The 13,205-nt window shown below is 58.4% G+C and carries 12 protein-coding genes; 9 read left to right on the top strand and 3 right to left on the bottom strand.

The window, feature by feature from the left end; all coding sequences use genetic code 11:
• Nucleotides 1-28 precede the first annotated feature (28 nt).
• The 8 genes from ACQR3R_RS14980 to ACQR3R_RS14945 all read left to right on the top strand — a co-directional run bounded on the left by ACQR3R_RS14980 (nt 29) and on the right by ACQR3R_RS14945 (nt 8,123).
• Nucleotides 29-1,030 (top strand): diguanylate cyclase, encoded by a 1,002-nt coding sequence (locus ACQR3R_RS14980; protein ID WP_428273068.1) that lies wholly within the window; start codon nt 29-31, stop codon nt 1,028-1,030.
• 149 nt (nt 1,031-1,179) lie between these two features.
• Nucleotides 1,180-2,275 (top strand): peptide chain release factor 2 gene (gene prfB / locus ACQR3R_RS14975; RefSeq protein ID WP_428273067.1). Its coding sequence is split into 2 segments (ribosomal slippage): nt 1,180-1,242 and nt 1,244-2,275, totalling 1,095 coding nucleotides; the frame shifts between segments, so codons are not numbered across the junction.
• A gap of 116 nt (nt 2,276-2,391) precedes the next feature.
• Nucleotides 2,392-3,894: a lysine--tRNA ligase gene (gene lysS / locus ACQR3R_RS14970; RefSeq protein WP_428273066.1), complete on the top strand. Its 1,503-nt coding sequence runs from the start codon at nt 2,392-2,394 to the stop codon at nt 3,892-3,894.
• 98 nt (nt 3,895-3,992) lie between these two features.
• A complete protein-coding gene (locus tag ACQR3R_RS14965) occupies nt 3,993-4,709 on the top strand; it encodes a TetR family transcriptional regulator (RefSeq protein WP_428273065.1) in 717 nt (238 codons plus the stop codon).
• A gap of 160 nt (nt 4,710-4,869) precedes the next feature.
• The gene (locus tag ACQR3R_RS14960; protein WP_428273064.1) at nt 4,870-5,424 is read left to right on the top strand and encodes a hypothetical protein; all 555 of its coding nucleotides are present in this window, start codon (nt 4,870-4,872) and stop codon (nt 5,422-5,424) included.
• Between the two features lie 34 nt (nt 5,425-5,458).
• Complete coding sequence (locus ACQR3R_RS14955) at nt 5,459-6,736, top strand: flavohemoglobin expression-modulating QEGLA motif protein (RefSeq protein ID WP_428273063.1); 1,278 nt, start codon at nt 5,459-5,461, stop codon at nt 6,734-6,736.
• A 203-nt stretch (nt 6,737-6,939) separates the two neighbouring features.
• Nucleotides 6,940-7,797: an alpha/beta fold hydrolase gene (locus ACQR3R_RS14950; protein ID WP_428273062.1), complete on the top strand. Its 858-nt coding sequence runs from the start codon at nt 6,940-6,942 to the stop codon at nt 7,795-7,797.
• Nucleotides 7,794-8,123: a PA3694 family proteiin gene (locus tag ACQR3R_RS14945; RefSeq protein WP_428273061.1), complete on the top strand. Its 330-nt coding sequence runs from the start codon at nt 7,794-7,796 to the stop codon at nt 8,121-8,123. Before ACQR3R_RS14950 ends, ACQR3R_RS14945 begins: the two co-directional genes overlap by 4 nt.
• Nucleotides 8,124-8,312: 189 nt before the next feature.
• On the opposite strand, the gene ACQR3R_RS14940 is transcribed toward ACQR3R_RS14945, so the two are convergent.
• The 3 genes from ACQR3R_RS14940 to ACQR3R_RS14930 form a co-directional block, all read right to left on the bottom strand.
• The gene (locus tag ACQR3R_RS14940) at nt 8,313-9,101 is read right to left on the bottom strand and encodes a lipotoxin F family OmpA-related lipoprotein LptF (protein WP_428273060.1); all 789 of its coding nucleotides are present in this window, start codon (nt 9,099-9,101) and stop codon (nt 8,313-8,315) included.
• Between the two features lie 54 nt (nt 9,102-9,155).
• Complete coding sequence (locus tag ACQR3R_RS14935) at nt 9,156-9,554, bottom strand: DUF4398 domain-containing protein (RefSeq protein ID WP_428273059.1); 399 nt, start codon at nt 9,552-9,554, stop codon at nt 9,156-9,158.
• A gap of 391 nt (nt 9,555-9,945) precedes the next feature.
• Nucleotides 9,946-10,290: a hypothetical protein gene (locus ACQR3R_RS14930; RefSeq protein WP_428273058.1), complete on the bottom strand. Its 345-nt coding sequence runs from the start codon at nt 10,288-10,290 to the stop codon at nt 9,946-9,948.
• 199 nt (nt 10,291-10,489) lie between these two features.
• Here ACQR3R_RS14930 and ppc point away from each other — a divergent pair, with 199 nt between their 5' ends.
• Complete coding sequence (gene ppc / locus ACQR3R_RS14925; RefSeq protein WP_428273057.1) at nt 10,490-13,120, top strand: phosphoenolpyruvate carboxylase; 2,631 nt, start codon at nt 10,490-10,492, stop codon at nt 13,118-13,120.
• The last annotated feature ends 85 nt before the right edge of the window (nt 13,121-13,205 follow it).

The raw sequence follows: 13,205 nt of genomic DNA, 5'->3' as shown, positions 1-13,205 counted from the left end.
GGCCCAGGTTGTACTCAGGTGATCGCACATGAATGACTTACAGCTCGACGACTTCAAAACCGATGAAAACGCCGCCATGGTGTTGTTGGTGGATGATCAGGCGATGATCGGCGAGGCGGTTCGGCGTGGGTTGTCGAACGAAGAAAACATTGATTTCCATTTCTGCGCCGACCCGCACCAGGCCATTGCCCAGGCGATTCGTATCAAGCCGACGGTGATTCTGCAGGACCTGGTCATGCCGGGCCTGGATGGCCTCAGCCTGGTGCGCGAATATCGTAATCATCCGGCGACCAAGGACATTCCGATCATTGTCCTGTCGACCAAGGAAGACCCGATGATCAAAAGCGCGGCGTTCGCGGCCGGCGCCAATGACTACCTGGTGAAGCTGCCCGACAACATCGAATTGGTGGCGCGCATCCGCTATCACTCGCGCTCCTACATGACCCTGCTGCAGCGTGACGCCGCGTACAGAGCCTTGCGCGTCAGTCAGCAGCAATTGCTCGACACCAACCTTGTGCTGCAACGCCTGATGAACTCCGATGGCCTGACCGGGCTGTCGAACCGTCGTCATTTCGACGAGTACATGGAATTGGAGTGGCGACGTTCACTGCGTGACCAGACTCAACTGTCGCTACTGATGATCGATGTCGACTACTTCAAATCGTATAACGACACCTTTGGTCACCTCGAAGGCGATGAAGCCCTGCGCAAAGTCGCCACCGCTATCCGCGACGCCAGTGCCCGTCCTTCAGACCTGCCGGCGCGTTACGGCGGTGAAGAATTTGCCTTGGTGTTGCCAAACACCTCGCTTGGCGGCGCACGCCTGGTGGCTGAAAAGCTGCGTCAAACCGTGGCAGCGCTGAAGATCCCGCACATCTCCCCGGCTGAAGGCTCAAGCCTGACCATCAGCATCGGCCTGTCGACACTCACCCCGCAACCGGGCGGTGATTGCCGGCAGTTGATATTGGCCGCGGACAAGGGCCTGTATTTGGCGAAGAACAACGGGCGTAACCAGGTGGGGATCGCCTAAGCGCACGAGTGCGTCACGGAGTCATGGCAGGTCCTTCCAGCAGCCACTCCCGACACGGCGCAGTTAAAGCCGCTAGGCGGGCTGCCGTGGCCAGTGCTTTGCGGTATACTCGCCGGCTTTCAAAAGTTCGCCAACGAGTGCTGCCCGCCATGGAAATCAACCCGATCCTTAACAGTATCAAGGACCTGTCCGAGCGCTCCGAAACTATTCGGGGGTATCTTTGACTACGATCAAAAGCATGAGCGTCTGACTGAAGTCAATCGCGAGCTTGAAGATCCGAATGTCTGGAACAACCCGTCGTACGCTCAGGAACTGGGCCGCGAGCGCTCCCTGCTGGCCCAGATCGTCGAAACCCTCGACGAAATGCACAGCGGCCTGGCCGACGCCAAAGACCTGCTGCTGATGTCCGCCGAAGAAGAAGACCAGGCCGCCGTCGATGACGTCGCCGCCGAAGTCGAACGTCTGCGCGAATCCCTGGAAAAACTCGAATTCCGTCGCATGTTCAGCGGTGAAATGGATGCCAACAATGCCTACCTGGATATCCAGGCCGGCTCCGGTGGCACCGAGGCTCAGGACTGGGCCAACATTTTGCTGCGCATGTACCTGCGCTGGGCCGACAAACGCGGCTTCGACGCGACCATCATGGAATTGTCGGCCGGTGAAGTTGCCGGTATCAAAGGCGCCACGGTGCACATCAAGGGTGAATACGCCTTTGGCTGGTTGCGTACCGAAATCGGCGTGCATCGACTGGTGCGCAAGAGCCCGTTTGACTCCGGTAACCGTCGCCACACCTCGTTCTCGGCAGTTTTTGTATCGCCGGAAATCGATGACAACATCGAAATCGACATCAACCCGTCGGACCTGCGCATCGACACCTACCGCTCGTCCGGTGCGGGTGGTCAGCACGTAAACACCACCGACTCGGCCGTACGTATCACTCACGTACCGTCCAACACCGTGGTCAGTTGCCAGAACGAACGCTCCCAGCACGCCAACAAAGACACGGCGATGAAAATGTTGCGGGCGCGTTTGTATGAGCAGGAAGTGCAGAAACGCAATGCCGCTTCCCAGGCGCTGGAAGACACCAAGTCGGACATCGGCTGGGGTCATCAGATTCGCTCTTATGTGCTCGATGCATCGCGCATCAAGGATTTGCGCACTAACATCGAACGCAGCGACTGCGACAAGGTGCTCGACGGCGACATCGACGAATACCTGATAGCCAGCCTGAAACAAGGCTTATAAGACATGCAATGCGAGGATCGCCTGAGTCAGCGCGATCCCTTGTAGGAGCCGGCTTGCCGGCGATCCCCGGGCCGCAGGCCTGGGGGCAACGAACCCGTGATGGAATATCTAAAGACATGAGCGACCAAGAACTCGACCCGCAAGCCCTGCAACAGGAAGAAAACTCCCTGATCGCCCTGCGCAAGGAAAAGCTTGCTGCCGAGCGCGCCAAGGGCCAGGCCTTCCCGAATGACTTCCGCCGCGACGCTTACTGCCAGGACTTGCAGAACAAGTACGCGGACAAGACCAAGGAAGAGCTGGCAGAGGCTGCAATCCCGGTCAAGGTTGCCGGTCGTCTCATGCTTAACCGTGGCTCGTTCATGGTGATCCAGGACATGTCCGGTCGCATTCAGGTTTACGTCAACCGTAAAACCCTGTCTGAAGAAACCCTGGCCGCTGTCAAAACCTGGGACCTGGGCGACATCATTGCTGCCGAAGGCACTCTGGCGCGTTCCGGCAAGGGCGACTTGTACGTCGAAATGACCAACGTGCGCTTGCTGACCAAATCGCTGCGCCCATTGCCAGACAAGCATCACGGCCTGTCTGACACCGAGCAGCGCTACCGTCAGCGCTACGTTGACCTGATCGTCAACGAAGAAGTGCGTCAAACGTTCCGCGTTCGTTCGCAAGTGATTGCGCACATCCGCAGCTTCCTGATGAAGCGTGACTTCCTGGAAGTCGAGACGCCGATGCTGCAAACCATTCCTGGTGGTGCCGCGGCCAAGCCGTTCGAGACTCACCACAATGCGCTGGACATGGAAATGTTCTTGCGTATCGCACCTGAGCTGTACCTCAAGCGCTTGGTAGTGGGCGGTTTCGAGAAAGTATTCGAGATCAACCGCAACTTCCGTAACGAAGGCGTTTCGACGCGTCACAACCCTGAATTCACCATGTTGGAGTTCTACCAGGCTTACGCCGACTACGAAGACAACATGGACCTGACCGAAGAGTTGTTCCGTGAACTGGCGCAGCTGGTTCTGGGCAGCACTGACGTGCCGTACGGCGACAAGGTGTTCCACTTTGGCGAACCGTTCGTGCGCTTGTCGGTATTCGACTCGATCCTCAAGTACAACCCGGACTTGACCGCAGACGACCTGACCGACATCGACAAGGCTCGTGCTATCGCCAAGAAGGCCGGGGCCAAAGTGCTCGGTTTCGAAGGCCTGGGCAAACTGCAGGTGATGATTTTCGAAGAGCTGGTCGAGCACAAGCTCGAGCAGCCGCACTTCATCACCCAGTACCCGTTCGAGGTTTCGCCGCTGGCTCGTCGCAACGATGACAACCCGAACGTAACCGACCGCTTTGAGCTGTTCATCGGTGGTCGTGAAATCGCCAACGCCTACTCCGAGTTGAACGACGCGGAAGACCAGGCAGAGCGTTTCATGGCTCAGGTGGCCGACAAGGACGCCGGCGACGACGAAGCGATGCACTACGATGCTGACTTCGTTCGTGCGCTGGAATACGGCATGCCGCCAACGGCCGGTGAAGGTATCGGCATCGACCGTCTGGTGATGTTGTTGACCAACTCACCGTCGATCCGCGATGTGATCCTGTTCCCGCACATGCGGCCGCAAGCGTAATTGCTTCAAACAAAAAGCCGCCTGCCCAGGCGGCTTTTTATTGCCTGTCTGGTACAAACGTATCAATTTGTTGCTTCATTTGAGAGGAAGGACCTGTCGTGAATCGTGCAATTGCTCAAGAAGGTGCAGCTGGCATCGCCACTGCGGTCGCTGAAAGTGTTCAGTACCAGGGGCGCAAGGCCAGCCGATTGGGCAGCGAACAGCGTCGACAGGAGATTCTCGATGCGGCGATGCGCATTGTTGTGCGCGATGGCGTGCGGGCGGTGCGCCACCGAGCGGTCGCCGCCGAGGCGGGTGTACCGCTGTCGGCCACCACTTACTACTTCAAGGACATCGATGACTTGCTCACCGATACCTTTGCTCAATACGTCGAACGCAGCGCCGCTTTCATGGCCAAGCTGTGGGTGAACAACGAAGGCTTGTTGCGTCAGATGGTCGTCAGCGGCGATGGCAGCCCCGAGTCTCGCTCGCAACTGGCGGACGATATTGCGCAGTTGATGGGCGACTATGTGCACCGCCAACTGGTCAATCGTCGCGAACACTTGATGGCCGAACAGGCGTTCCGCCAAGAGGCGTTGTTGAACCCGCGACTGGCGGTGTTGGTTCGCTCACATCAGCAGATTCTGCTTCAAGGTACTTGCCAGCTTTTTCAGGTATTGGGTTCGCGCGAGCCGCAACAGGATGCCAAAGTGTTGACGGCGATTATCGGACGGATGGAATATCAGGGCCTGCTCAACGATGCCGAGCCTGTCACCGAAGCGCAAATGCTCGGTATCCTGAACCGCTACATGCATCTGGTATTGGCCTCGGTATGATTGCTGGATGGAGGCGAATCCCCTGTGGGAGCGAGCCTGCTCGCGATTACGGTCTGACATTCAACAGGTCTGTTGCTTGCCACTCCGCCATCGCGAGCAGGCTCGCTCCCACCCGTTCAGTGGCCACTTGAGGGCAATGTGTGTTCATAGGGAGTGTTGAATGAAAACCTGGCGCGTCGTGGTGATCGCCTTGTCGTTCCTGCTGCTCAGCGGCTGTCTGGTGACCTTCAAGGAGCCTTTGCCCAACAGCGACCCCGCGCCTAAAGGGTTGCTCGGCAAATGGACCAGCACCAACGCTTGGGGCGAGCCGATGAACCTCGAGCTGACGCGTCTCGCCGACGACCGCTACCAGGCCGTCAGCTATTTCAAGGCTCGGCCAAAAGAACGCGAATCCTATCCCTTCACCGTTTCGCGTCATGGCAATCGCTGGTACCTCTCGGCAAAAGTGCCGGCCAGGTTCGGCGGCCATTTCACCATTGCCGGTTTTGAGCTCAACGCCAAGCACGAACTGGTGGTCTACAACCTAGACCTCGAGCAGATCAACCAGGCCCTTGGGCAGAAAGTCCTGAGTGGCGAAGGCTTCCAGACCGACGACGGCGAAGGTGTGCTGATCAACTCCGGCATGGATCAGGTCTTTGCCTACCTGGATGATCCGGCCAACTCCGATGTGTTCGTTGAGGCGGTGCGTTATCAGCGCCTAGCCAGCGCCAAATAAACCCAGTATCAAACGGTTCCTACAGGAGTTTCGGGTGGACGATTACCAGCAGACGATACGCATTTTGTCCGATCGCATTGTGCTGGCACAGACGCCGATTCGCGTGCTTGACGCGGTCAAATGGGACGACAATATCCGCAAGGGATTCCTCAAGGCCAAAGGCAAGGAAATGCCTGCGGTGGATCGCGATTACTACCTCAATCGGCCGCTGTCGTTTGACTCCAGCAAAGTCAAACTGGAGTTTCAGAACATCGAGCGCGACATCACTCGCCAGCTCGGCCAGTTCAACCCGGTCGGCCAGATCATGCGTCGCATGTGCAAGGAATACCGCATGGTGGTGCGCATGCTCGAAGCGCGCGGCACCGAAGACTTTGGCCTGATTTCCCAGGAGTTGTACGGCGCGGCATCCGATGCGTTTCATGCCGGTGACCCAACGCTGGCCGACCTTGGGCTGATGCTCTCCGATTACCTGAACAACATCGACGGCCGTGGCGACCTCAAGGACGAACCCAAGACGCTGACCGCCAAAGACGCCGTGCACCTGCTGCAAACCCGGTTGAACAAGGTGTTTGGCGAGGCCGAGGAAACCATTCGTGTGTTCGAGTCCGACGGGATCGTGGCCGATGCGGCGGCCGGTGCCGACTACATCAAGATTCGCGCCGACGCGATGTTCAACGACCGTGACGTGCGCGCGCTGGAAGTTCATGAGGGACTGGTGCATGTCGGCACCACGCTCAATGGTTTGAACCAGCCCATCTGCACCTTCCTCTCCAAAGGGCCACCGTCCTCGACCGTGACGCAGGAAGGGCTGGCGATTTTGATGGAGATCATCACCTTCGCCTCTTACCCCAGCCGCCTGCGCAAATTGACCAATCGCACCCGCGCGATCCACATGGTGGAGGAGGGCGCGGACTTTTTGCAGGTGTTCGAGTTCTTCCGCGAGCAGGGCTTCGAGATGGCGGAAAGCTACGGCAACGCCAGCCGGGTATTCCGTGGCTCGGTGCCGAACGGCTTGCCATTTACCAAAGACTTGTCCTATCTCAAGGGCTTTATCATGGTTTACAACTACATTCAGTTGGCCGTGCGTAAAGGCAAGCTTGAGCAGGTGCCATTGCTGTTCTGCGGCAAGACGACGCTGGAAGACATGCGCACCTTGCGCCAATTGGTGGATGAGGGCCTGGTAGTGCCGCCCAAGTATCTGCCGGAGCAGTTCCGCGACATGAATGCGCTGTCGGCGTGGATGTGTTTCTCCAACTTCCTGAACCACCTGAGCCTGGACCGGATCGAAGCGGATTACTCCAACATCTTGTGAGCACCGAAGATCCCCTGTGGGAGCGGGCTTGCTCGCGAAGGCGGCTTAACATTCAACATTGATGTTGCCTGACATACCGCTTTCGCGAGCAAGCCCGCTCCCACAAGGGGGAATGAGTTCCAACCCAAATTTCTGAGAGATTTCAACGGATGAGAATCCTCGGCATCTTATGCCTGCTTCTGACCTTGAGCGGTTGCAGCTCTTTGCTCTTCTACCCCGAGCCTGGTCAGCTGTTCACTCCGGCAAAAGCCAAACTCGAGTACCGGGAGGTCACGCTGGTCACGGCGGACGGACTGAAATTGAATGCCTGGTGGCTGCCAGCGAAAAAAGGCGTCGACGTCAAAGGCACGGTGCTGCACTTGCACGGCAACGGCGGCAATCTGCCTTACCACTTGGGTGGTAGCTGGTGGTTGCCGAAAGAGGGCTATCAAGTCTTGTTGATCGACTATCGCGGCTACGGCCTGTCCGAAGGCGAGCCGAGCTTGCCAGCGATCTACCAGGACATCGACGCCGCCTTCAAATGGCTCGATCAAGCCCCCGAAGTCAGAGGCAAACCGGTAATTTTGCTGGGTCAAAGCCTCGGCGGTTCGATGGCCGTGCATTACCTGGGCGAACATCCCGAGCGTCAGAAGCAACTCAAGGCATTTGTCCTCGACGGCGTACCCGCCAGCTATCGAAGTGTTGGCCAGTTTGCCTTGAGTACGTCGTGGCTGACCTGGCCGTTTCAGGTGCCGTTATCCTGGCTGGTGCCGGATGGCGACAGCGCAATCAACTCGATGGCGAAGCTCAACGGTGTGCCGAAACTGATCTATCACAGCATCGACGATCCGATCGTGCCTCTTTCCAATGGCATCCGACTGTATCAAGCTGCGCCGCCGCCGCGAGTGCTGCAGTTGACCCGAGGCGGTCATGTGCAGACGTTTGCCGATCCGGTCTGGCGCACCGTCATGCTGCGTTATCTGGAAGATCCAGAGCATTTCAACGGCCTGCGCCGCTTGGGTGAAATTCCCAACTATCCGGCATCAAATTCTGAAATTGAACCACCTGAGAGTCCGCAATGAGTGAAGAACGTAACGCCATCCCGATGATCATCACCGGTATCTGCAGCATCCTCGGCACGGTCGGTTGCCTGTGGTACTACGGCTATCTGCACTTCGCCAAACCTGAAGATGCGTTGCTGCTCAGCGACTTCACCATGCTCAAGACTGTGCCCGGCGAGGACTACAAGATTTCCCTGGAACCTGCCGCTCAAGTCGCCCAGTGCGTCGATGGCGTGCTGGTGCTGTTTGACACCGAACAAAAAGGCCTGAGTGGCGTGCTGATCAACGGGCAGAAAAAAGCCGTTCGTTGCATGGGCCAGGAAACCCCGCAAAAACTGGAGCCTTAAACCGCTCCGTGATTGCAACGAAGATCAACTGTGGGAGCGTGCTCGCGAATACGGCCTGACGTTCTGCCTGTCATTTGCCTGACATTGCGCTATCGCGAGCAGGCTCGTTCCCACAGGGCTGAGTGATCTCGAGACGTAAAAAGCCCCGCCTGATTGCTCAGGCGGGGCTTTTCTTTGCAGCAGGCAGGCTTAGTTCGAGCTGACCGTCGAACGTGGCGCTACCGGTTGGTTGTCGTTGGAAATGGTCACTTCCACACGGCGGTTCATCGCACGGCCAGAGACGCTGGAGTTTTCCGCAACCGGGTACTCCTTGCCGTAACCCTGGGACACGATGCGCGACGGATCAACACCCATTTTCACCAGTGCGGTGCGCACGGAATCAGCGCGGCGCTCAGACAGCGACTGGTTGTAGTTCGCAGCGCCGGTGCTGTCGGTGTAGCCCTCGACAATCACTTTGCGGTCCGGGTTTTCTTGAAGGAACTGCGCCAGTTTGTTGATGTTGACCAGGCCGCTGGATTTCAGATCGGCCTTGTTGGTGGCGAACAATACGTCACCAAAAGTCACCAGCGTACCGCGATCGGTCTGCTTGGCGTTCAGACTGTCCTGCAGCTGTTTGATCTGAGCGTCACGAGCATCCAGTCGCGCCTGGGCACGTTGTGCCGATGCATTTTTCAGGTTGGCTTCGGCGGTACGCAACGCAATGGTTTGCTTGGCCACTTCAACGCGCTGATTGGTCAGGTAGGCCAGTTGGTCAACCTTGGCCGCGTCCTGCTTGTCCAGGTAAGCCTTGTCGGCTTTGTCCAGGTAATCGCTGGCGTCCTTGGTTTCCAGTGCCGCCACTTTGCTGGCTTGTGGGTTGGCTTGCAGGCCGCTGTAGTTAGTGCGCGCGTTCTCCAGGTTCGGGTTCGGCGGCGTGGAGCAGGCAGCCAGTGCAACGCTTGCGGCCAACAGGGCAGGGATCATCAGATGTTTACGCATAATGGTTCGTCCTTTCTATCGATAAGAGCTTCAGGTTGGGATCGGGATGCGCGCTTATTGCACGGTGCGCTGACTTTCCTGACGCAGTTCCTGAACACCTTTCTGAGAGTCCTTCACAGCTTGTTCAGCCTTCATCGCTTGCGCTTTGCGTTCCGCTACACGAGCGTCCCACTCAGCCTGTTCGGCCAAGGTGCGGGCTTCTTCGTACTTCTTGTCGTGCATGGCGATTTCGGCTTGTTTGAGCTTGTCCTGGGCGGACTTCATTTCCACGGCGGCGTACTCGGTACCGCCAGCGCTCACGGCGCTGTTCACGGCAGATTGAGTAACGGCATATTGCTCGGTCGGCGGATTGCCAGCGCAACCGGCCAGAACGAAGCTGCTGCCGATTGCCAGGGCAGCCAGTTTCAGACCGCGCAGGTGGTTGAACGAGGTTTTGGCAGTGCTGGTCTTCATGGTCTTCAACTCCATTGGATAACTCCTGAAAAACTTTAAAAATCCATCCTGGGAAAGGAGCCGTGACCGTTAACTTTCTCGGTATTTTGAAACGGCCGTCCCAGCGTGGTTACTGGGTACGACCCGAGGCTTTTTTTAAAAGTTCAGACAAGATGGCCAATCGCCCGAAAAAATTTTGACCGAACGGCCAAGGCTCTAAATCGGGAACTTTGGCGAAGTGCAGCGGTACGCGAGGCTTTTAAAGCGCTCGCGAGCACGCCGTTTTGGAAGGGAAGGTACAAGACAAAGTGGGAGCGAGCCTGCTCGCGAAAGCGGTGTATCAGTCGACTTTTACTTCAACTGAAATGGCCCCTTCGCAAGCAAACTCACTCCCACTGTTTGTGTGCCGATATCAATGTTTCTGCTTGTCTTCAACGGCCGACAAATCGTGCAAATGACGGCGCGACAACGCTAAAAAACGCGGCGTTGGACCGACGTCCTCGTAGAGCGGATCGCCTTCCTCGTCGGTCGCCACAACGGTCGAGCCTTTCACGTATGGAAAGCTCTTTTCGAGCTCTTCCAGTGCGGCACCAATCAGTTCGCCCAACAGCTCTTCGGGGTGCCGTTTCGGGTACATCTCGGTAATCGCCGCCAGCCGTGCGGCGGCTTCCACGTCCAGATGAATCGTGTAGCCGGTTTCGGTCAGGCGACCCTTGGCGTTTTCTTCCCAATGCTGGGCAAGTTCACGGATTTTCATAGTGACCTCATGTCGCTCCTGCTCGTGGCAGGCAGGTAAGTATCCGGCAGTGGCCGGCGGCAGCCGCTGTACGGCTTACTCTTCAGACTAGCTTTTGCCCACAAGGTTTAAAGTCCCTTCGTCGTCTGCTTGTAAGAACCGGCCTTGAGCGGCACTCTTGAGGTTCATAGCCGCCCGGATTTTTACTGGAGAACCGCTGATGACCGATATTGATGCACGCTTGCGCGAGGATGTTCACCTGTTGGGTGAGCTGTTGGGCAATACCATTCGCGAGCAGTACGGCGACGGTTTTCTCGACAAGATCGAGCAGATTCGCAAGGGCGCCAAGGCGGATCGTCGCGGTTCGATGGGCGCTGAGTTGAGTGCCAGCCTCAATCAATTGAGCGAAGACGAGTTGCTGCCAGTCGCGCGAGCGTTCAACCATTTTCTCAACCTGGCCAACATCGCCGAGCAATATCAGCTGATTCATCGCCGTGAAGAGTCTCAGCCAGCGCCGTTCGAGGCGCGGGTGTTGCCCGAGTTGCTGGCGCGGTTGCGTGACGAAGGGCATGGCGCAGAATCGTTGGCGCGGCAGCTGGGGCGGCTGGAAATCGAACTGGTTTTGACCGCGCACCCAACCGAAGTGGCGCGCCGGACCCTGATCCAGAAGTACGACGCCATTGCCGCGCAATTGGCTGCGCAAGACCATCGTGACCTGACGACGGCCGAACGCGAGCAGATTCAGGCGAAGTTGCAGCGCCTGATCGCAGAAGCCTGGCACACCGAAGAAATTCGTCGTACGCGGCCGACCCCGGTAGACGAAGCCAAATGGGGTTTCGCGGTGATCGAGCACTCGCTGTGGCACGCCATTCCCAATTATTTGCGCAAGGCCGACAAGGCCTTGCATGACGCCACCGGCCTGCACCTTGCACTGGAGGCCGCACCCATTCGCTTCGCCTCGTGGATGGGGGGCGACCGTGATGGCAATCCCAATGTCACGGCTGCCGTGACGCGTGAGGTGCTGCTGCTGGCGCGGTGGATGGCTGCCGATTTGTATGTGCGCGACATCGATCACCTGGCGGCCGAACTGTCCATGCAGCAGGCCACCGACGCTTTGAAAGCCGAGGCCGGCGACAGTGCGGAGCCTTATCGAGCGGTGCTGAAAAAATTACGCGAACGCCTGCGTGCGACGCGCAACTGGGCGCACGCTTCATTGACCGTTGCGACACCGGCGCCAGCGGATGTTTTGCAAAATAACCGCGAACTGCTCGATCCACTGGAGCTGTGTTACCACTCGTTGCACGAATGCGGCATGGGCGTGATTGCAGATGGCCCGCTGCTCGATTGCCTGCGCCGTGCGGTGACTTTTGGGTTGTTCCTGGTGCGGTTGGATGTCCGCCAGGATTCGTCGCGCCATAGCGCTGCGATGACCGAAATCACCGATTACCTGGGGCTTGGACGTTACGAAGACTGGGATGAAGAGGCGCGCATTGCCTTTCTGATGCGCGAACAGAAGAATCGCCGGCCATTGCTGCCGACGTACTTCAAACCGTCCGCCGACACCGCCGAAGTGCTGGCGACTTGTCGCGAAATTGCTGCTGCGCCGGCGGCTTCGCTGGGCTCTTACGTCATCTCCATGGCGGGCGCTGCTTCCGATGTGCTGGCGGTGCAACTGCTGCTCAAAGAGGCCGGCGTGCTGCGGCCGATGCGCGTGGTGCCGCTGTTCGAAACCCTGGCCGACCTCGACAATGCAGGTCCGGTGATCGAAACCCTGTTGCTGCTGCCGGGTTATCGCGCCCGTCTGCAAGGGCCGCTGGAAGTGATGATCGGTTATTCCGACTCGGCCAAGGACGCCGGCACTACGGCGGCCGCTTGGGCGCAATATCGGGCGCAGGAACGCTTGGTCGACATCTGTCGGGAACAGCAAGTGGAACTGCTGTTGTTCCACGGTCGCGGCGGCACCGTGGGACGTGGTGGCGGCCCGGCTCACGCGGCCATTTTGTCGCAGCCACCCGGCTCGGTGGCGGGGCGTTTCCGTACCACTGAACAGGGCGAAATGATCCGTTTCAAGTTCGGCTTGCCAGACATCGCCGAACAAAACCTCAATCTATATCTGGCGGCCGTTCTCGAGGCCACGTTGTTGCCGCCACCGCCACCTGAGCCCGCCTGGCGCCATCTGATGGACGAATTGGCGGCTGATGGCGTCAGTGCCTATCGCGCCGTGGTGCGGGAAAATCCGCAGTTCGTCGAGTACTTCCGTCAGTCCACGCCAGAACAGGAACTGGGCCGTTTGCCGTTGGGCAGTCGACCGGCCAAGCGTCGCGCTGGCGGCATTGAAAGCCTGCGCGCCATCCCGTGGATTTTCGGCTGGACTCAAACACGCCTGATGTTGCCGGCCTGGCTGGGTTGGGAGGCTGCCCTGAGCAAGGCGCTGGAGCGTGGTGAAGGCGAATTGCTGGGGCAGATGCGCGAACAATGGCCATTCTTCCGTACGCGCATCGATATGCTGGAAATGGTGTTGGCCAAGGCTGACGCTGACATTGCACAGTCCTACGACGAACGATTGGTTGAGGCTGATTTGTTACCTTTGGGCGCGCACTTACGCGACCTATTGTCGCAGGCTTGTGCCGTGGTCCTGGGGCTGACCGGTCAGTCGCAGCTACTGGCACATAGCCCAGACACCCTCGAATTCATCCGCTTGCGCAACACCTACCTCGACCCGCTTCATCTATTGCAAGCTGAGCTGCTGGCGCGTTCGCGGCAGCAGGAGATGGCGCAGGGCAGCCCGGTAGAACAGGCTCTGCTGGTGTCTGTGGCGGGAATCGCCGCAGGTTTGCGCAATACCGGCTAAGGTTTTTGCCACAGGGTTGGCAACTGCCGTGCGCGGCAGGAGCCTGTGGGAAGCGAGGCTAAAAGTGCGGCCAGGCGACAGTTAG

It is taken from the genome of Gordonia sp. IEGM753 (assembly GCF_050321825.1).
Lineage (GTDB): Bacteria > Pseudomonadota > Gammaproteobacteria > Pseudomonadales > Pseudomonadaceae > Aquipseudomonas.
Note: the sequence above shows the minus strand (reverse complement) of the source record. Positions and strands in the feature narration are given on the sequence as shown.